This window comes from Microbacterium sp. p3-SID336, from assembly GCF_025143365.1.
Lineage (GTDB): Bacteria > Actinomycetota > Actinomycetes > Actinomycetales > Microbacteriaceae > Microbacterium.
Genome location: NZ_JALXPE010000044.1, coordinates 15,936 through 35,045, shown reverse-complemented (window position 1 = coordinate 35,045; position 19,110 = coordinate 15,936). Strand labels below are relative to the sequence as shown.

General features: G+C 72.6%; 20 protein-coding genes and 1 pseudogene. 7 read left to right on the top strand and 14 right to left on the bottom strand.

Translation table 11 applies throughout. From position 1 onward, the window contains the following. From M3C17_RS13540 to M3C17_RS13530, 3 genes and pseudogenes are all read left to right on the top strand, one after another. Positions 1-932, top strand: a pseudogene (locus M3C17_RS13540) (hypothetical protein); the annotation flags it as partial. Further along, a complete protein-coding gene (locus M3C17_RS13535; RefSeq protein ID WP_259978362.1) occupies positions 929-1,441 on the top strand; it encodes a hypothetical protein in 513 nt (170 codons plus the stop codon). The pseudogene M3C17_RS13540 and the gene M3C17_RS13535, both read left to right, overlap by 4 nt. Before the next feature lie 10 nt (positions 1,442-1,451). Beyond that, entirely contained in the window at positions 1,452-2,219 is a 768-nt protein-coding gene (locus tag M3C17_RS13530) for a LysR substrate-binding domain-containing protein (RefSeq protein WP_259978361.1), read from the top strand. A 12-nt stretch (positions 2,220-2,231) separates the two neighbouring features. On the opposite strand, the gene M3C17_RS13525 is transcribed toward M3C17_RS13530, so the two are convergent. Next, positions 2,232-3,815: a metallophosphoesterase gene (locus tag M3C17_RS13525; RefSeq protein ID WP_259978360.1), complete on the bottom strand. Its 1,584-nt coding sequence runs from the start codon at positions 3,813-3,815 to the stop codon at positions 2,232-2,234. 207 nt (positions 3,816-4,022) lie between these two features. Between M3C17_RS13525 and M3C17_RS13520 the strand changes: the two genes are divergently transcribed. Beyond that, entirely contained in the window at positions 4,023-4,739 is a 717-nt protein-coding gene (locus M3C17_RS13520) for a glutamine amidotransferase-related protein (RefSeq protein WP_259978359.1), read from the top strand. 1 nt (position 4,740) lies between these two features. Here the strand turns inward: M3C17_RS13520 and M3C17_RS13515 are convergent, their stop codons facing one another. Both M3C17_RS13515 and M3C17_RS13510 read right to left on the bottom strand, forming a co-directional pair. Then, positions 4,741-5,211, bottom strand: coding sequence for a glutaminase (locus M3C17_RS13515; protein ID WP_259978357.1), 471 nt, complete (start codon positions 5,209-5,211; stop codon positions 4,741-4,743). Continuing rightward, positions 5,208-6,422, bottom strand: a complete 1,215-nt coding sequence (locus M3C17_RS13510) for a cation:proton antiporter (protein WP_259978356.1) — start codon at positions 6,420-6,422, stop codon at positions 5,208-5,210. Before M3C17_RS13510 ends, M3C17_RS13515 begins: the two co-directional genes overlap by 4 nt. Positions 6,423-6,505: 83 nt before the next feature. On the opposite strand from M3C17_RS13510, the gene purU reads away from it, so the two are divergent. Continuing rightward, positions 6,506-7,357 (top strand): formyltetrahydrofolate deformylase, encoded by an 852-nt coding sequence (purU, locus tag M3C17_RS13505; RefSeq protein WP_259978354.1) that lies wholly within the window; start codon positions 6,506-6,508, stop codon positions 7,355-7,357. Between the two features lie 58 nt (positions 7,358-7,415). Here purU and M3C17_RS13500 read toward each other — a convergent pair whose 3' ends face one another. From M3C17_RS13500 to M3C17_RS13480, 5 genes are all read right to left on the bottom strand, one after another. Then, positions 7,416-7,841, bottom strand: coding sequence for a type II toxin-antitoxin system VapC family toxin (locus tag M3C17_RS13500; protein ID WP_259978353.1), 426 nt, complete (start codon positions 7,839-7,841; stop codon positions 7,416-7,418). Positions 7,842-7,861: 20 nt separating this feature from the next. After that, positions 7,862-8,905 (bottom strand): nitronate monooxygenase family protein, encoded by a 1,044-nt coding sequence (locus M3C17_RS13495; protein WP_259978352.1) that lies wholly within the window; start codon positions 8,903-8,905, stop codon positions 7,862-7,864. A gap of 52 nt (positions 8,906-8,957) precedes the next feature. Beyond that, on the bottom strand, positions 8,958-9,875 hold the full coding sequence (locus tag M3C17_RS13490) for a DMT family transporter (protein ID WP_259978351.1): 918 nt from the start codon (positions 9,873-9,875) through the stop codon (positions 8,958-8,960). Between the two features lie 58 nt (positions 9,876-9,933). Further along, the gene (locus M3C17_RS13485; RefSeq protein ID WP_259978350.1) at positions 9,934-10,833 is read right to left on the bottom strand and encodes an SDR family oxidoreductase; all 900 of its coding nucleotides are present in this window, start codon (positions 10,831-10,833) and stop codon (positions 9,934-9,936) included. A 149-nt stretch (positions 10,834-10,982) separates the two neighbouring features. Further along, entirely contained in the window at positions 10,983-11,330 is a 348-nt protein-coding gene (locus M3C17_RS13480) for an ATP-dependent DNA ligase (RefSeq protein WP_259978349.1), read from the bottom strand. Between the two features lie 214 nt (positions 11,331-11,544). Between M3C17_RS13480 and M3C17_RS13475 the strand changes: the two genes are divergently transcribed. Then, positions 11,545-12,090: an FHA domain-containing protein gene (locus tag M3C17_RS13475; protein WP_259978348.1), complete on the top strand. Its 546-nt coding sequence runs from the start codon at positions 11,545-11,547 to the stop codon at positions 12,088-12,090. Here M3C17_RS13475 and M3C17_RS13470 read toward each other — a convergent pair. Beyond that, a complete protein-coding gene (locus M3C17_RS13470) occupies positions 12,063-12,746 on the bottom strand; it encodes a DUF6766 family protein (RefSeq protein ID WP_259978347.1) in 684 nt (227 codons plus the stop codon). The genes M3C17_RS13475 and M3C17_RS13470 overlap by 28 nt on opposite strands. A 314-nt stretch (positions 12,747-13,060) precedes the next feature. On the opposite strand from M3C17_RS13470, the gene M3C17_RS13465 reads away from it, so the two are divergent. After that, entirely contained in the window at positions 13,061-13,570 is a 510-nt protein-coding gene (locus M3C17_RS13465; RefSeq protein ID WP_259978346.1) for a CinA family protein, read from the top strand. A gap of 13 nt (positions 13,571-13,583) precedes the next feature. Here the strand turns inward: M3C17_RS13465 and M3C17_RS13460 are convergent, their stop codons facing one another. The 5 genes from M3C17_RS13460 to phnC are packed head-to-tail and all read right to left on the bottom strand — an operon-like array spanning position 13,584 to position 19,090. Beyond that, positions 13,584-14,672 (bottom strand): alcohol dehydrogenase catalytic domain-containing protein, encoded by a 1,089-nt coding sequence (locus M3C17_RS13460; protein WP_259978345.1) that lies wholly within the window; start codon positions 14,670-14,672, stop codon positions 13,584-13,586. A gap of 11 nt (positions 14,673-14,683) precedes the next feature. Further along, positions 14,684-15,391, bottom strand: a complete 708-nt coding sequence (locus M3C17_RS13455) for an HAD family hydrolase (protein ID WP_259978344.1) — start codon at positions 15,389-15,391, stop codon at positions 14,684-14,686. Beyond that, a complete protein-coding gene (locus M3C17_RS13450) occupies positions 15,388-16,527 on the bottom strand; it encodes a TIGR03364 family FAD-dependent oxidoreductase (RefSeq protein WP_259978342.1) in 1,140 nt (379 codons plus the stop codon). Before M3C17_RS13450 ends, M3C17_RS13455 begins: the two co-directional genes overlap by 4 nt. Further along, on the bottom strand, positions 16,524-18,272 hold the full coding sequence (gene phnE, locus M3C17_RS13445; RefSeq protein WP_259978341.1) for a phosphonate ABC transporter, permease protein PhnE: 1,749 nt from the start codon (positions 18,270-18,272) through the stop codon (positions 16,524-16,526). Before phnE ends, M3C17_RS13450 begins: the two co-directional genes overlap by 4 nt. After that, a complete protein-coding gene (gene phnC, locus M3C17_RS13440; protein WP_259978340.1) occupies positions 18,269-19,090 on the bottom strand; it encodes a phosphonate ABC transporter ATP-binding protein in 822 nt (273 codons plus the stop codon). The genes phnE and phnC overlap by 4 nt, the downstream gene beginning before the upstream one ends. Positions 19,091-19,110 lie beyond the last annotated feature (20 nt).

Here is a 19,110-nt window from a genome sequence, read left to right as displayed (position 1 = left end):
CCACTTCGCCTGTGGTCGCGGAGACCGTGGAGGCGGCCGACGTCGCGGCCCTGCCGCCCGCCTCGCCCCCGCCGGTGCCCCCCGGCTCCCAGGACCCGGCGGCGCTCGACTCCTGGCGTGCTCAGCACGCCGCGTGGAAGGAACAGGATCAGGCGTGGCGACGCCAGCAGCAGGACGTCGAGCGCGCCGCGCGGGACCAGCTGCGGCGCGAGCGTCAGGCCGAGGCCTCGGCGTTCGCCGCAGAGGCCGCCGAGCGCCGCCGCATCCGTCGTGCCTCCCACCCCCGCGCGGGCTTCGCCTTCGTGACGGCGGCGGTCGGACTCGCCACGGTCGTCGGTGCCGCCGTCGGGCTGATCGCGGGTGAACCACTCGGTGTCGCGCTCGGGCTGCTGTCCGGCGCTGTCGTCCTGGCCCTGTCGATGATCGTGGCCGGAGCCCTGCGCCGTCGCAGCGGTTTCCTCGCCTTCGCCACCGCCCTCACCCTGGCGGGCGGCCTCGTCGCCGGGGCGGCCACGACGACCCCGGGGATCGTCTTCGGCTACGCATCGCTCTCCAACACCGAGGCCGCCCACGTGCGTCAGCCCTTCGGCGACCTGTACCTGCAGCTGCACCCGCATGACGGCGGCCCGCGACCCCTCGTGATCGAGAAGGGGTCCGGTCGCACGGAGATCTTCGTCGACCCCGGGGTGGAGCTCCAACTGCGCGGCACGCTCGGCGACGTGCAGGTGAGCTGGTTGCGCATCGACCAGGAGGATGCGCGCATCCTCGACAGCGGGACCTGGCCGCTCGCGGAGCAGGACGGACGGTTCCTGCTGCGGGAGGACATCGCCGGCGGCTCCTCGTCCCCCGAGACCGTCCAGCCGGTCACGATCGATCAGAGCAGCGGCGTCATCGTCGTCACCGTGTACGACGCCATGGAGGAGCAGGAATGAGCACCGAGTCGACCACCGCACCCCGCACGCGCTGGGCCGCCATCATCTGGGGCGCCGTGTTCGCGGCGATCGCCGGCTGGGCGCTCTGGCTGCTCGCCGACGACGGTCGTCGCACGGCACTCTCCGACACGGTCGGCACCGTGACACCGGCGACCATCGTCACGGTCGCACTGCTGACGGCGGGCGGGCTCCTGCTCGTCGCCGGTGCGGCCGGGCTCGTCCGTCACGCCCAGCGCCGACACGACGCGACAGGGCAGGCCGCCACGGGGCAGGGCGCCAACGGACCGGACGCCACAGGACACGGCACCACCCGGCCGGACGCCACAGCGCACGCGACCGGACCGGACGCCACAGCGCACGCCACCACCGGGCCGGACGCCACAGCGCACACCACCACCGGACCGGACGCCACAGCGCACGCCACCACCGGGCCGGACGCAGGGCACGGCACCACTCGACCGGACGCCGCAAAGCCGGGGTCCGACGTGGGGCCGGTCCCCGCCGAGTAGCCTGGGACCCATGGCGCAGCAGGGACGGCGACCCGGCAAGGGCTCAGGCAGAGGCCAGGGCAAGGGCAAGGGCGGGTCGCACGGCCGGGGCCGCGGCTCCGCTGCGCGCCCAGGTTCCGGCACGCCGCCCCGCACGACCCCCGCGGCACGGACGAAGGTCGTGTACGACGCTCCGGTCGCAGCCCCGGAGGAGCCGCGCACGTTCCGCCTGGGCGCCGTCCCCGGTGCCACTCCGGGGACGTGGATCGACCGGTGGAAGCAGCGCCTTCCGGATGTGCCGCTCGAACTCGTGCCGATCGAGGTCGCCACGCAGCGCACGGCCCTCGACGAGGTCGACGCCGCGCTCGTGCGGCTGCCGCTCGACGACGCCTCGCTGCATGTGATCCCGCTGTACGACGAGCTCCCCGTGGTCGTGGCCGCGGCGGATTCGCACCTGATGGCCGTGGACGAGCTCGCCGCCGCCGATCTGGAGGGCGAGGTCGTGATCGCCCTGAGCGACGACGTGCTCGGGCCGCTCGACCTCCCCGGGACCACCGCCGCCCGCTTCGCTCCGCTGCCCACGGCCGACGCGGTCGCGACGGCGGCGTCGGGGGTCGGCATCGTGATCGTGCCGATGTCGCTCGCCCGCCTGCACCACCGCAAGGACGTGGATCACCGCGTGCTGACGGACGGCCCGCACTCCACGGTCGCGCTCGCCTGGCTCCGTGACCGCACCACGCCGGACGTCGAGACCTTCGTGGGCATCGTGCGCGGCCGCACGACCAACTCCTCGCGCTGACGCGGACGCGACTCAGTCGCTGCCCGAGCCTTCGCGTGTCCCCGTCATCACGAGGTCGAACGTGCTGCTCGCGGTGCCGAAGTAGTTCACGTGCGCCGACGCGGCCACCACGTTCTCGCCGTCCCTCAGCAGCCCCGGGGGCACCGTGAACGTCACCGGCTCGTCCGTCGCGGTGTCGGTCGAGCGGCCGACATCCGCGAACGTCTCGCTCGTCGGCTTCTTGTCGTTCAGGTGGGACGTGCCGATCAGCGCGCCGTTGACCCAGACGGCGACTCCGTCGTCGGCCCGGGTGCTCACGGTCACCGCGGACAGCGCGTCCGCGTCGTCGACCTCCACCGTCTGTCGGAACAGCATCGCCCGCGCGCGGTTCTCCGGCGGCGGCCCGAGGTCGACAGGCGTCTCGACGCCCGTGCCCCATCCGAGCGGCGCGTCCCCCTGCGCCCAGTCCGCGTCGTCGAACCCTCGCGCGGTCCACCCTGTGGGCCAGTCGCCCTTCGCGTTCCACACCCGCCAGGTCGACCCGCCGCGCAGCAGCACGTCGTCGTGCGAGGGCGACAGATCCACGGGCATCCGGAAGCGGCTGCTGTCGTCCGTCTCGTACCGCTCCAGCGTCGGCGAGTAGGTGAAGGCGTCGACGCTGCCCACGGCGGGATGGAACGTGTAGTACCGCAGCCACCCGTCTCCGCCGTTCGCGCGTCCCTGGTAGTTCGACAGGATCTGCGGCACGGGCTCCCCGCAGTCGTTCAGGTCGCTGCGGCGCGCCTCGCCGTCGTCGCCGTGCGCCCAATGCCCGTTCACCACCATCGCGATCGAGCAGTTCTCCGAGATGAAGTCCTTCCAGAGGTCCACTTCGGTCGTGGGTGTCACGTCCGTGCGCTCGGTGTCTGTGGACCGGACGCCGCCCGTGGTGATGAGGCCGTGCAGCGCGAGGATGACGGCCCGATCGGGGTGTGCGGCGATCACGCGCTCCGCCCAGTCGATCGCATACGCGGGCGTCTCGTACTCGAGGCTGAGCAGCAGCAGCTTCGTGTCGCCCACCGTGAGCAGACTGTAGCTGTCCTTGTTCTTCCGGTCGATGCCGTCGGGCCCGAACTGGTCCTGCCCCAGGTACCCGCCGTACGACGCCGTGGGACTGTTCCAGGAGGCGTCGGCGTACCGGGTCGGCGGGAAATGGCTGTCGTACGTGCGCGACTCCCCGGTGGTGACATCGAGGTCGTGGTTGCCCGGGAGCACCGAATTCGGGACTCCGGCGTCGTCGAGCGTGCTCATGGCGCGGCTCGCGCGTTCCCACTGGTTCTCGTTCGGCCAGGACTCCACGAGGTCGCCCACCTGGAGCACGAACGCCGTGTCGAGCCGCTCGCGCGAATCGACGATCCACTGCGTCTGCGTCTCCATGCTCTGGGCGAGCTCGTCCGAGACCGTGTATCCCTGCGTGTCGGGCAGCACCACGATCGTGAAGGCCTCGCCGCCCCCGCTCTTCGCGACGGTCCCGGTCGGCACGGCCGCCGGAGAGGGCAGCAGCAGTGCCCCCAGCACGGCGGCCGCCACGCCGAGAGCGCGCGCACGACGCCGACCTCCCCTGGTCAGATGACGCATACGACAACCCCGGCCTGCACTCGATGATCAGCACCGCCCCCGCACGACCTCCGTCTGCATCGGAGGCGCATTCAGGATCATAGACGGACCCCTTCGGCGCGATCTGCACGACGAGGGCCCCGATCGCCGAGACGACGGCGTGAGCAGCGTTGCCTCGGCGGGTCCGCACGGCGCGGGCGGCCGGTGCGCCCTCGTTAGAATCGCCTGATGGCCTCGCTCCTCTACGTCTGTGTGCGCCCCGAGACCGGGGCGGCGGACGCCGAGCACGCCTCCTTCCGCCGGGCCCTGGGCGTCGACGTGGTCGACCGGCTGGACCTGCTGCACGACACGCTGACCCCGGCGCACCTGTCCCGATACCGCGGCGTCGTCGTCGGAGGATCGCCGTTCAATGTCACCGACCCCGTGCCCTCCCCCGCGCAGCGCCGGGTCGAGGCCGATCTGGAGACCATCGCCCGGGCTGCGATCGATGGCACGGTCGCGGCCTTCTTCACGTGCTACAGCATCGGCGTGCTCACCCGCATGCTGGGCGGCGAGGTCGTGACCACGACGCCCGAGCCCGCGAGCGCCGCCGTGATCGAGGTCACCGCCGACGGCACGGGCGACCCTGTGTTCGGCCCGAGCGGTCCCGCCCTCACGGTGTTCACGGCGCACAAGGAGAGCGCGGCGGCCACCCCGCCCGGCGCCGTGCTGCTCGCGACGAACACGGTGTGCCCGGTGCAGGCCTACCGCGTGGGCACACGCCTGTATGCGGCGCAGTTCCACCCCGAGCCCACTCCGCGCGACTTCGCCGACCGGATGACGTTCTACCGCACGACCGGGTACTTCGACCCCGAGCAGTTCGATGCCGTGCAGCAGCAGGTGCTCTCGGCCTCCGTCACCGAGGGCGCGGCGCTGCTGCGCCGTTTCGCACAGAGCTTCGCCTGAGTCAGTCCGGGGTGCCGTCGCGCAGCAGTGCCACGCGTTCCTGCAGGTATGCCTCCAGCGGCATGTAGCCGCCCGCGGTGCTCCAGCGCACGGACGGCACACCGTCGACCAGTGCCAGCGGCCCTGAGCTCCCGCCCGCATCCACCGCATCCACGTCGATCACGCTCCACCCCACGTGCACGACCTCGCCGGCGTCGAAGCCGCCCCGCAGCGCCTCGGCTCTGCGCTCGGCACGCGCCCGCGCCGACTCGGCCGTGTACCCGCGTCGCCCCGGGTCGGCCGCGCGCAGCACCTCCGCCGTGGCGAGCGTGTGCGTGTCGGTCAGGAGCAGCACGCCCACGTGCCAGGCCGCGCCGACGCGGACGATGCGGCGTCCGCGCCAGCGGGAGTCGCGCTGCTCGCCGAGGCCCTCCTGCGGGGCGCCGGCGAGTTCGCGCACGGCCTGGGCCAGCAGCGCCGATGCCGTGCTCACAGCTCCCCCTGCCGCGTCCGCTCGGCGAGCTCGGGCCCCGCCACGGGGGCGCGTTCGCCGCGGAGCGTCATGCCGATCAGGGGATACAGCAGCACGGAGAGCATGCCGGCGCCGACCAGCGCCGCGGCCGTACCGGTGTCGAGCATCTCCTGGTCGACGCCGATCGCGGTGACCGCGACGATGATCGGCAGGCCCGTGGCCGCGAGCAGCCCGAGCGCGGCCCTGTCCCTGCCGCTCGCGCCGGCCGGGGCGGAGAGCTGTGCCGTGGAGCCGCGGATCACGAGCAGCGCGATCAGGAACACCGGCACGAGCGCGAGGGCGCCGGCCGAGGTGAGCAGCGCCTGCAGGTCGAAGGTGACGCCGGTATAGAGGAAGAAGATCGGCACCAGGAAGCCGAAGGCGATCGCCTCGATCTTGCTCTCCACCTCCTCCGCGTCCTTCTTCGGGGCGCGTGCCATGATGATCCGCCAGATGGCGCCGGCCACGAAGGCGCCCAGCAGCATGTCGAGGTCGAGGACCACGCTGAGGCCGACGAGCGCGGCGATCAGCAGGATCACGAACCGCACCCCGAACTGGTCGGACGTGTGCAGGGTCGCGCGCACGATGCCGTGCAGCCGGCCGTGCGGCACGCGGTGCGCGATGAGCACCGCGAGCCCGGCGAGCACCACGAAGGTCAGCAGGACCGCCGTCGCGAGCGGGGTGGCGCGCGTGCTGAGGAAGATCGAGATCGCGATCAGCGGCAGGAACTCGCCGACCGCTCCGATCGTGCTGATCGCGCGGCCGAAGGGCGTGTCCAGCTCCCTGGCGTCGCGGAGGATCGGCATGAGGGTGCCGAGCGCGGTCGAGCTCAGTGCGATCCCGATGACGACCATGCCCTCCCCCGGCGCGAAGAAGAACCCGAGCCCGATGCCGAGCAGCACGCTCAGCAGCCAGCCCAGTGACGCCCGGGCCAGCGGCTTGCCGGCGACCATGCGGAAGTCGATCTCGGAGCCTGCGACGAAGAAGAGTACGGCGAGGCCGAAGTCGCTCAGCTTCTCCAGCAGCGGCCCCGGCTCGACCCAGCCGAGCACGGCGGGTCCGACGAGGATACCGAGCACCAGCTCGAAGACCACGATCGGCACCCGCACCAGCGGTCGGACACCGCGGGCGAGAAGCGGTGCGGCGACCGCGAGCAGGGGGATCAGCACCAGACCGACGTCGCTCGCATCCACGGTCTCAGGGTAGCGACGCCGCCCGCGATTCGCTCCCCACCCGCGCGACACGGCAGAATCGATGCACACCCCGAGGAGCGCCCATGAGCCAGCCCGATACCGCCCGTCTGCTGATCGCCTGCGACGACCAGCCCGGCATCGTCGCCGCGGTGGCCGGCGTGCTCGCACGGCACGGCGCGAACATCATCTCGCTCGACCAGCACTCGACCGATTCCGAGGGCGGCCGGTTCTTCCAGCGCACCGTCCTCCACCTTCCCGGTCTCGCCGCCGCACGCCCGGCGCTGGAAGCCGACATCGCGGAGGTCGCCGCGCGCTTCGGCATGGAGTGGTCCCTGCACGACGTGTCGCGCCGCAAGCGCGTCGCGATCTTCGTGTCGAAGTACGACCACTGCCTGATGGAGCTGCTGTGGCGCACGCAGCGCGGTCAGCTCGACATCGACATCACCATGGTCGTGTCCAACCATCCGGACCTCGCCGAGGCTGTCCGCTCGTTCGGGGTGCCGTTCGTGCACATCCCCTCCGGCGACAAGCAGGCCATGGAGGAGCGCCAGCTCGAGCTGCTGCAGGGCAACGTCGACCTGGTCGTGCTCGCCCGCTACATGCAGATCCTCACGGACGACTTCATCACGCGGCTCGGCGCCCCCGTCATCAACATCCACCACTCCTTCCTGCCGGCGTTCATCGGCGCGAACCCGTATGCGAGGGCGAAGGAGCGCGGCGTGAAGCTGATCGGCGCGACCGCCCACTACGCGACGGCCGACCTCGACGAGGGACCCATCATCGAGCAGGACGTGACGCGCGTGACCCATTCCGAGTCCGCCGCCGAGCTGCAGAGCCGCGGCGCCGACGTGGAGCGCCTGGTGCTGGCACGCGCCGTGCAGTGGCATGCCGAGGACCGCGTGATCGTGCACGGCCGCTCCACCGTCATCCTCTAGCGGCCGAGGTCACTCCGCCGGGAACGTGGTGGCGGCTTGTGGTCTGCCAGAGAACGGATCAGGGGCGTTCGGCGATGATGTCAACGGCGAGCCCGTGCGATGCCGTCGCCAGGCGTGTGTCGTTGGTCCACAGTTCGGTGCATCCCGACACCTGCGCCGCCGCCAGGTGCAGCGCGTCGGGAGTCTTGAGGCCGAAGTCGGCTCGCAGCTCCGCGGCACGGACGAACACCGCCGCGTCGAGGTCGACGGTCTCGATGTGGTCGAACGTGGCCAGGTAGCGGTCTCGAAGCTCGGCGTTGCGCTCCCGCATCGGACGCACGAGGCACTCCTGGAGCGCGAGCGCACTGGACGTCACTTCGACCTCCACGTCGGCGAGAGCACGACGCACGGCCGCACCGCGGGCGCCCCGGTCTTCCATCGCGTAGATCAGGATGCAGGAGTCGAGATAGAGAATCCATTGTCGCCGCGGTGGATGGAGACGCAACCGGTACTATGCCCCGCCGCTCACTCGCCGGGCACACCCGCGGCGAGCTCGGCGAAGACTGCGGCGGCAGCCGTGTCGCGGGCGAGCGGGGCGGCCTGCCCCATCCACAGCGACTGCAGCTCGCCCAGGTTCTGCTCCCCCGCCGGGGTGCGGAACCGGCCGGTGAGCCAGTTCTGCATCGGGAACGGGGCGATGGTGCCGCTCGCCTCGATCGCCCGCACCGCGCGGTTGCGCGCCCCGCGCGCCAGGCGACCGCTCATCGCCCGGGTGAGCACGGTCTCATCGGCGGCGGTGCGCCGGATGGCGTCGCGGTGGGCGTCCGTCGCCGCCGATTCGGCCGTCGCGAGGAACGCCGTCCCCACCTGCACGCCGGATGCCCCGAGCGCGAACGCGGCCGCGACACCGCGACGGTCGGCGATGCCCCCCGCGGCGATCACGGGCACGTCCACCGCGTCGACCACCTGCGGCACGAGCGCGAACATCCCCACCAGGGACTCCTCGGCGGGGCGCAGGAACGACACGCGATGCCCCGCGGCCTCCGCCCCCGTGGCGACCACCGCGTCGACACCGGCCTCCGCCAGCGCCACGGCCTCCGCGACGGTCGTCGCCGTCCCGACCACCCGGATGCCGCGATCGCGCGCCTCCGCCACCACCTCGGCGGACGGGACGCCGAACACCACGCTGAGCACGGCGGGAGCGACGTCCCAGATCGCGTCGAGCTGCTCGTCGAGCGCGGGCACGTAGCGCTCCGGACGACTGGGCACCCCGACGCCGACCGCCTCGTAGAACGGCTGCAGGGCCTGCGCGAACACCGTGTGCTGCGGGTTCGGTGACACTTCGTCTCCGGTCGGCAGCCAGATGTTGAGCGCGAACGGTCGCGCGGTCGCGGCCCGCAGTTCGGCGCCCGTCGCGCGGATGCGGTCCCCGTCGTAGCCGTACAGACCGTAGGAGCCCAGCCCGCCGGCGTCGCTCACGGCGGCGGTCAAGGGCACCGAGGACAGCCCGCCGAACGGGCCGAGGACGATCGGATGCGAGATGCCGAACAGGGCGGTCAGGGCGCTCATGCTTCGACGGTACGCCCTCGCCGGACACCGCGGGCCGCGAGGGCGCGACTGTTCAGTCGGGCAGCGGGATCGGGGCGGTGAACGGTCCTGACGGCTCCTGCCCCCTGCGGTCCCTGCGCACACCCAGTGTGGTGCCGACGCTCGCCGCGATCACGAGCGCGACGGCCACGAGCCTCAGCACGGTCGCGTCCTGTCCGAGGATCAGCCAGCCCGCGAGGGTGGCGAATGCGGGCTCCAGGCTCAGCAGCACGCCGAACACGCGCTGCGGCAGCCGGCGCAGCGCCGCGAGCTCGAAGCTGTACGGGATCACGGACGACAGCACGGCGGTGATCGCGGCGAGCAGCAGCAGCGAGGGGTCTGCGGCGACCGTGGCCGCGGCGGGGACGCCGACCGGGATGAGCAGTACCGCGGCGACGACGAGGCCCATCGCCAGGCCGCTGCTGCCGGGGATGAGCGCGCCCACGCGCGCGCTCATCCGGATGTACATGACCCAGAACCCGGCGGCGATGAGGATGAACAGCACGCCGAAAGGGTCGAGCGGCTCGGCGCCGATGAGCCCGTCGATGCCGAGCAGTGCCATACCGAGCAGGGCCACAGCGACCCAGACCGCGTCGGCGAACCGCCGGGTGAGCACGGCGGCGAGGACGAGCGGCCCGAGGAACTCGATCGCCACGGCGGGCCCGAGCGGGATGCGGTCGATGGCTGCATAGAAGAAGCCGTTCATGGCCGCGAGCGACACCCCGAACAGCACGGCCGCCGTCCACTGCGGGCGCGTCCACCGGCGCGGCCTCGGGCGCACGATCACGACCAGCAGCACCGCGGCGATCGCCACGCGCAGCGACGTGACGCCCCACGGGCCGAGCACGGGGAACAGCTGCGCGGCCACGGCGGCGCCGAACGGCAGCGAGAGGCACGAGCCGATGACGAGCGCGACGCCCACGAGGGGGCTGGAGGCCGCGGGTCTCTGCACCAGACAAGCTTAGGCGGCGGGGCCCCTCTCCCCGCCGCCTGAGCCGTTCATGCGCGGGTCAGAGAGCCTTGCCCCCTGTCACCGCGACCACCGTGCCGGACACGTACGACGACTCCGCCGAGGCGAGGTAGACGTAGGCGCCGGCGAGCTCCGCCGGCTGTCCTGCGCGACCGAGCGGCGTGTCCTGGCCGAATGTCGCGAGGCGCTCCGGACCCCACCCCGTGGCCGGGATCAGCGGCGTCCAGATGGGGCCGGGTGCGACGGCGTTCACGCGGATGCCGCGCGGGCCGCCCTCCTCGGCGAGCGCCTTGACGAAGGCGACCTGTGCGGCCTTGGTCATGGCGTAGTCGATCAGTCCGGGCGAGGGCTGGGCCGACTGCACGGACGAGGTCACGATGATGCTCGACCCCGGCTCGAGGTCGGGGAACGCGGCCCTCGCGGAGAAGATGAGCCCCGCGAGGTTCGTGTCGAACACGCGGCGCATCTTCTCGGTGTCGAGGTTCTCGAAGCCGTCGATGTCGTGCTGGTACGCGGCGTTGAGCACCAGGATGTCCAGCCCGCCGAGTTCGGTGCGGGCCCGGTGCACCGCCTCGGTGGCGAAGGTCTCCTCGCGCACGTCGCCGGCGAGGCTGACGCCGGTGCGCCCTGCTTCGCGGACGAGCGCGAGCGTGTCCTCGGCGTCGTCCTGCTCCTCCGGCATGTGCACGATCGCGACGTCGGCGCCCTCCCGGGCGAAGGCGATCGCGACGGCTCTGCCGATGCCGGAGTCACCGCCCGTGATCAGCGCACGCCGTCCTTCCAGCCGGCCGTGGCCGACGTAGGACTGCTCGCCGTGGTCGGGTTCCGGCGTGGTCTGCTCGGTCAGTCCCGGCTGGTCCTGGCTCTGCGCGGGGAATCCGTCCTCGCGGTGCGCGTGCCTCGGGTCGGTGATGCCGCCGTCGCGGGTGGTGTCGCTCATGTCCGCTCCTCCGGTGTCGAGTGGCTGTCGATCGGTTCGTGATCGAGCCTCGCGGCATCCGGGTGGAGGCGGCAGGGGGTTGACACGTCAGCCCGGTGCCGCGACCCTCGGGAGCACCCTCGTCAGCGGCGCAGACGGGGTGTCGTCGTTCAGAGCGGCGGCGTGACCGGGATGTCTCCGCCCCCGGGCTGCTCGCCGGACTCGGACGGCTCCGGGACGAGGTACAGGCCGCTCGGGGCGTTGGCGGTGAAGGCGAGCGCCTCGATCCAGGCGCGGTTGATGGAGGGCTGCCTGCTCCCGAAGTACTTGAACACGAGCGAGCTGCCCGGCTGGATCCACACGGTGGTGCGTCCGCCGCCGACGCTCGCGTCCTCACGCCAGCTGAACGGGAAGGGCTCGCCGCGGCGGAGCTTCGCCGTGATGACGAGCTGGACGTGCGTGAGAGCGCGGTCCTCGATCTCGGTCTTCACGCCGCCTTCGTAGATGAACTTGCCCATCGGGTGATGCTCCTCGGTGGTTCGCGATTCGGATTCCGGCAGCCTCCGCCGGAATCGTGCCCTCTGCGTAGCGTATGCCCACAGACGGGCCGAACGGAAAACACGTGGCGGCTGTGCGCGGCAGAAGGACGCCCGCGCGCGCGAAGTCAAGGCCGTGCGCGCGATTCCCGTGCGGGTTAGCCTCGAAACCTACACACCCGAGGAGGGCACCGCCATGAACGCACGCCACATCGACGACCGTCCCGACGAGGGCTACACGCCCGGCACCACCCACGCCGAGCGAGGTGCAGGCAACCCGCGGCTGCGCGTGCGCCGCGACGACGAGCGCACGGAGTTCGCCCTCGACGTCGAGGAGGTGCGCATCGGCTCCGCGGCGGGCAACGAGCTGCGCCTGGCCGACACCGAGCCCGTGCACGCCACGGTGGTGCACGACGACCGCGACGAGTACGTGGTGACGCTGCACGCCGAGGGCGAGATGAACTCGAACCCCGACGCCGACGCCACGCATCCCGGCGAGCGCACCGAGACCCTGCGGACGGGCTCCCGCTTCACGGTCGGTCCGTGGGAGCTGGTCTTCGCTCGAGACGAGTTCGCCGACCACGGACGCCCGTACGGCGGACGGCTCGGCGGCGAGTACTCCGACCAGCCGCTGCAGCCGCCGCGTCCCGACTACGACGGAGACGGCGAGCGCACCGAGCGGATGGACGCCAACGCGCAGTCAGCGCCGGACGCTCACTCGGACTCCAGCGCCGACTCGTGATGCGGCGCGCCGACCGGCTTCGACTCGGCTGAGCCCCGCTGGCGCAGGTAGATCGCGAAGGCCACCATCGTGCCGACCGCCAGGAACTCCGACTGCCAGTTCTGCAGTGTGCGGTCCCAGAAGTCCGACGAGCCGACGTAGTCGAGCCACGTGATGGCCGCGGTGCCGTGCATCGCGTTCTCCGCGTTCATCACCACGGTGCCGGCGAGGGACTGCGCCAGCCACGACAGCACGAACACGGCGCCCATCACGATCAGCAGCGAGTTGCCGAACACGGCGGCCCGCCAGCCGCCCGCCCGGGCCCACCGCGGGGAATCCGGGCGGGCGTGGCGGCCGACGAGCTGATCCGCGTCACTGCCAGGCCCCTCGTCCCCCGGCTTCTTCGACTCGGGGGAGCCGCGCTGCACGAACCAGATGGTCGCGGCGATGAACAGGAAGAACTGCAGGAACTCCGACTGCCAGTTCTCCGCCACGTCGACCACGAAGTCCGACGACCAGACGAAGTCGAGGAAGCCGATCGGCGCGAGTCCGTGGTCCTTCAGCTCGTCGTTGTTGCGCAGATAGCCCGCGAGCGACTGGCCGGCCAGGGCGAGCACGAACAGCGCGAGGAAGAACAGGCTCAGCGCGTGATCCTTCAGACGGGCCTTCACGGTCATCGCCCTCCCAGCGGCAGCCCGATCATGATGACCAGCCCGACCCCGATGATCCCTGCCCAGGTCCAGAACACCGCTCTCATGCCCGCAGTGTCGCGTGTGCGCTCCGTCACGTCCGCCTCCTCCATCGTGCGACTCGATTCGACCATCGCGGCGCCGGTGGGGCAGGGCCAGGGGCTTGACTCCCGAGGCTTTGTCAATCCCCTGCGCGGGGACCGGCGGGTGCTCGTAGCCTCGCTCCAGGTCCGCACGGCGGACGCATACGCACATCGGGAAAGGACAGCACCCATGGCCACCACGCGCGAGAGCATCGCCCGATGACGGCACCGACCGAGGCCCCCGACCTGGAGCGCTTGAGCGAGCTCGCCCGGACGCGCGGTCTGCGCGTGAGCGTGGCGGAATCGCTCACCTCCGGACGGCTCGCCAACACCGTCGGCGCGGGCGAGGGTGCGTCCGGGTGGTTCGCCGGGGGCATCGTCGCCTACTTCACCGAGGTGAAGGAGCGGGTGCTCGGCCTGGTGCCTGGCACCGACCCCACCTCGGCGGCCTGCGCGGAACAGCTCGCCGCGGGCGCGCGGGAACTGTTCGACGCGGACATCTGCGTCTCCACCACCGGCGTGGGCGGCCCTGGCCCCGAGGACGGACACCCCGCCGGCACCGTGTACCTGGGATGGGCGACCGCGGACGACTCGGGCCACCGTCGCCTCGCCCTCACCGGCGAGCCGGACGACGTGCTGTCGCAGAGCGTCGATGCCGCCGTCCGGCTGCTCGCCTTCCACGCGGAGGGCCTGCACCCCGCGGGACCGCGCCGCGGCATCGGCGCCTGAGGGTCGCGGCGGCTCAGCGCCCCGGCTGCAGGCCGATCCGCAGCGGAGCACCCGGGGCCGCCGCCGCTGCGAGCGCCGCGTCGATGTCGAGCAGCGGTCGCACGGAGCCCACCGCCTCGCCGAACGGGTACGCCCGACCGCGACCGGCGAGGAAGGCGACCGCGTCGGCCAGCTCGCGCGCGGTGTAGTTGTGCACCCCGGTGATGGTGACCAGGCGTCGCACCAGGCTCTCGGCATCGACGGGAACCGGCTCGGCGGGGAATACGCTGCCCACGAGCACCACGGTGCCGCCGACGCCGACGCCGGCGAGCGCTTCGGTCACCGCATGCCCCGACGCCTCGATCACCACGTCCGGCTCCCTGTCGACCCGACCGGCGCCGAAGCGTGTCGCGAGCTCGCGCCGCTGCGGGTCCGGGTCGAGCACCTCGACGGCGGCCCCGTGCTCGGCGGCGATGGCCGCGGCGGAGAGTCCCACGAGCCCGGCACCGTGCACCCGGACGACCGCGCCGTCCAGCTCGATGTCGCGTGCAGCCCTGGTCACCGCGGCCCAGGCGGTCGCGGTGGCGCAGGACGCCGGCGCCAGCACCGCGGCCGACAGCGACTCCGGCACCCGCACGATCGCCGTGCCGTCGCGGAGCTGCACGTGGGTGCCGAACGCACCCGTGAGATCGCCGTGCGCACCGACCCTGTCGTGCCCGTACTTGCCGAGCGTGCGGCACTTCTGCGTGAGCCCGCGGTGGCAGCGGTCGCAGCTGCCGCAGGCGATGGTGACCGACCAGACCACGCGGTCGCCGATGCGCAGCGGGGTGCCGTCGACGGCGTCCGCTCCGGCGTCCCCCGTCGCGATGACCCGGCCGACGCTCTCGTGTCCGAGCACGAGTGGCGTGGGGGCGGCCCTGCGGCCCTGGACCGTGTGCACGTCGGAGCCGCAGATGGTGGAGAGCTCCACGGCCACGAGCACGTCCCGGTCCGCGAGGGCCACGCCGGGGACGGCGATCGTCTCGTGCGGATGCCCTGCGCCGACCCACACCATGGCGGTGGCGGCAGGACGCAGCGCGACGTCCCTCCGGTGTCCCGGTGGGCGGATCAGCAGGGTTCCCACGCGCGCGCCCGTCAGACCCTGGCGGCGACGGGCAGCAGTTCGCGCGCAGCCAGCTCGGCCCGCAGCGCGGTGACGTCGGCGAGTATCGCGTGGGCACCGGCACCGCTGAGCGCCGCGCGGTCGTGCGCCCCGCTGAGGACCCCGGCGACGAAGCCCGCCCCGGCGCGACGGCCGGAGTGGATGTCGCTCACGGTGTCGCCCGCGATGGCCACCGCCGCGACCGAGGAGGTGCCGGTGCGCAGCAGCGCCGTGAGCACGAGGTCGGGCGCGGGGCGGCCGCGGCCGGCGTCCGCGGGGGAGAGCGCGAGGTCGATCAGCCCTTCCCACCCGAGCCCGTCGAGCAGCGCCTGCCGCGTGACGGGGGGAAAGCCCGTCGTGAGCACGACCGCGAGTCCCGCGTCTTTGAGCCCCTGGATGGCGTCCGCGGCGCCCGGGATCTCGGCGACGCCCGCGGTGGACACGATCTCGGCGTACGCGTCCTCGAACGCGGCCGCGGCACGGGCGGCCGCGGCGGCGTCTCCGCCGGAGAGGTGCAGGAACACGTCGAGCTTCGACTGCCCCATCGTGGCCCGCACGTGCGCCAGGGCCTCGTCCCACGGCAGACGGTCGGCGACCCCCGTCCGCTCGGCCGCGCGCTGGAACGCCTGTTCCACGACGCCGTCGTCGCGCACCGTGGTTCCTGCCATGTCGAGGACGACGAGTTCGAGCGGAGTGGTCATGGGGTTCCTTCCAGAGCGGGTGCCGCGTCGAGGGCGGCGGTGAGGTTCAGGGCGGCGAGACCGAGGCCGCAGGTCATGCCGATGCCGGTGGTCGCGGCGAGCACGAGGGCTCCGCTGTCGTCGCGGTCGACGAGGAACTCCGCAGGGCCCTTGGCGTACACGCCCTGCCAGCGCTCGATCACCCGCGGTGCCGTGAGGTCGAACAGGGCTTCGGCCTCCGCGAGGAACGCCGTGAACGCGGTCTCGGGCTGGAACGGCGGCGGGGCTGTCGCCGTCGCGTGCGAGTCGCCCAGGATGAGCGAGCCGTCCGGCAGCTGCGTGTACATCTGGTTGAGGTCGAGGGCGGCGAGGTCCGGCCGTTCGCCGTGCAGACGCTCCCGCACCCGCGCGGCCTCCGCGGTGTCGGCGAAGCGGCCGTAGCGGAGCAGCGACCACCCGGTGAGCAGCGGCGCCGTCAGCGGCCGGGGCACGACCGCGGCGATGCGCATCATGTCGAGGGCGCAGCGGGCGACGCCGTGCCGCTCGGCCACGTCGGGCAGCAGCTGGTCGATGTCGTGGTTGACGGCGACCACGACGGCGCCGGCGTGGATCGCGCCCCGGGTGGTCTCGACGCGGCCGGGGCTGAGTCCGGTCACGGCGGTGCGGAAGCGGAACTCGACGCCGCGCGCGGTCAGGTGCCGCACGATCGCGGTCGCCGCGGTGCGCGGGTCGGTCTGCAGGTCGGCCTCGATCAGGGCTCCGCCGATCACCGCGTCACGGCGGAGGGGCGCACGCCGGTGCATCTCGGCGGCGTCCAGCAGCCGGATCCCTCCCTCGCGCGTCGCGGTCTCGAGCACGGCGAGCTCGTCGTGGTGCCGGGCGGCGACGAGCGTTCCGGATTCGCGCAGCCAGAACCCGGCGTCCCGGGCGAGGCGCAGCCACACGTCGCGCGAGGCGTCCGCGTAGCGGCGGGCGTCTCCCTGCTGCGCGCCGATGCACAGGTGGCCGAAGTTGCGGATGGTCGCTCCGACCGGCGCATCGGCGCGGTCCAGCACGACCACGCGGAGGCCGCGACGGGCAGCCGCATCCGCGGCGCCGAGTCCGACGATGCCGGCGCCGACCACGACGAGGTCGGCGGTGTCGTTGACCCCGGTCATCGGAACACCTTCCGCATCCACATCGCCAGGCCCTCGACGGCGAGCACGGTGACCAGGATCATCAGGACGATGGCGGTCACGGTCTCGTAGCGCGACCCCTGGCTGGCGTTCAGCAGGTAGTAGCCCACTCCCCCGCCGCCCACGATGCCGAGGATGGTCGCCGCGCGGATGTTGGTGTCGAGCATGTAGAAGCTGTGCCCGATCAGGGCGCGGGCACCCTGCGGCACGGTGGCGGCCGCGTAGGTCTGCACCCGCGTGGCGCCGACGGCACGCAGCGCGCGCTCCGGTCCGCGGTCCACCTCCTCCAGCGAGTCGGCGATGAGCTTGCCGAGCAGCCCGATCCCGCCGATGGCGAGGGCGATCACGCCCGCTTGCGCGCCCAGCCCGGTGATCACCACGAGCACGATCGCGAGGATGAGCTCCGGGATGCCGCGGATGCCGACGAGCAGCAGTCGAGCGGTGCCCCGAGTGGCGGGGTGCGGGGCCACGTTCCGCGCGGCGAGAGAGCCGAGCAGCAGGGAGGGCAGCAGGGTGAGCACCGTGGCGGCGAGCGCGATCGCGACGGTCTCGCGCATCGCCTCGATCATGACGCCCGCGTCGTAGCTGCCGAACGAGGGCGGCCAGAAGCGCGCGGCCACCTCGGGCAGCTTGGCCCAGAACGTGAAGAGGTCGAGCCACGAGATCCGGCTCACGACCACGCTGCCGATCACGAGGAGCACGGCCGCGACCCCCGCCGCGGTGTGGCGCACACGCTGCGGGGTCCACGGGCGGCGCAGAGCCGCGACCGGGGAGGCCGCCCACGCGGGGGCCGCGTCGTGGACGGGACGGCGCGGCGCACCCAGCCGGGGGTGCAGCAGCCGGTCCATCCACGAGCGGGTGTGCCTCTGCTCGCCCAGCATGGCGCCGCGCACCAGGCTCGACACGACCTCCATCGCGATGCACAGCACGAAGATGACGAGGGCGATGCCGAGGCCCTTGCCGTAGTTCAGCGCCTTGAACGCGTACGACATCTCCAGACCGAGGCCGGCGACGCCGACGTAGCCGAGCACGACGCTGCCGCGGAGGTTGATGTCGTTGCGGTGCAGGACCGTGGCGACCCAGCTGGGCAGCACCTGCGGGAGGATGCCCGCCGCGAACTCCTGCATGCGCGAGCCGCCCGCGGCACGGATCGCGAGGCGCGGGCCCTCGTCGATCTGCTCGATGGCGTCGGCGAACATCTTCGAGATCATCCCGATGGAGTGGATGCCGATCGCGAGGATCCCTGGCAGGGTGCCCAGCGAGAACATGAGCACGAACGCCATGGCGAGCACGACGTCCGGAAGGGCACGGGTGAGGACGCCGAGGAAGCGCGCGGCCGCCCGCCAGCCGGCACCGGGCGTGGTGTTCGCCGCGGCGAGGTAGGCGATCGGCACCGACAGCACGGCGGCGAGGAGCGTTCCGACCAGCACGAGCCCGACGGTGAGGGCGATCAGTCCGACAAGCTCGGCCGGTTCGGGGAAGGAGAGCCCGCCGATGCGGCCGAGGAAGTTCTCGGCATTGCCCCAGCTCTGCACCATGGCGGGGATCGAGATGCCGACGTCGCGGACGGCGAGGATGCCGAGGACGACCAGGGCGACCAGCGTGAGTGCCGCGGCGATCCGCTCCGGGGAGAGCCGATGCCGCGGGGCGCGCTCGGCGAGCGAGCGCAGGCCGGAGCCGCCGCCGTCCGCGCGCGCCCCGGTGGCGGAGCCCGCGAGCACGGTCACGATGCGCCCACCGCGGCGTCGAGCAGCTCGACCTGGACGGCGTTGATCTCGGCGGTCGTGGTGGCGACTCGTCCGTAGATCTCCATCACCTCTGCCTTGGAGAGGTCGCCGGTGGGGGTGTCCAGCACCACCTCGCCGTGGCGGAGGCCGACGATGCGGTCGGCCCAGCTGATCGCGAGATCCACCTGGTGCAGGCTGCACACCACTGTCAGGCCCTCATCGGCGGCGATCCCGCGGATGAGTGCCATGACCTGCTCGCTGGACTCGGGGTCGAGCGAGGCGACCGGCTCGTCCGCGAGCAGGATGTCGGGCTTCTGCATGAGGGCGCGGGCGATCGCCACACGCTGCTGCTGGCCGCCGGACAGCGTGTCGCTGCGCTGGTAGGCGCGATCGAGCAGGCCGACCCTGTCCAGGTGCTCCAGCGCGGTGAGCTTCGCGGTCCGGGAATAGCCCCACAGACCGAGGCGCGGGCCCCGGACCGTGGACAGCGAGCCCGTCAGCACGTTCTCGAGCACGGTGAGGGAGGGCACGAGCTCGAACTGCTGGAAGATGAAGCCCACGCGGCTGCGCAGTCGTCGCAGCGCCCGGCCGCGGAGGGCGGGGACGGAGGAGCCGAGGACCTCGACGGTTCCGGCGGTGGGCAGTTCGAGGCCGTCGATGTGTCGCAGCAGGGTGGACTTGCCGGAGCCGGAGAGTCCGAGCAGCACGACGATCTCGCCGCGCGACACCTCCACGGTCGCGCCCTTCAGGGCGGTGGTGGTGCCGAAGGTCTTGGTCACCCCGTCGAGGCGGATGACGGGGTCGGCGGGCGCGGTCATGGCTTCTCCTGGTCGTGCGG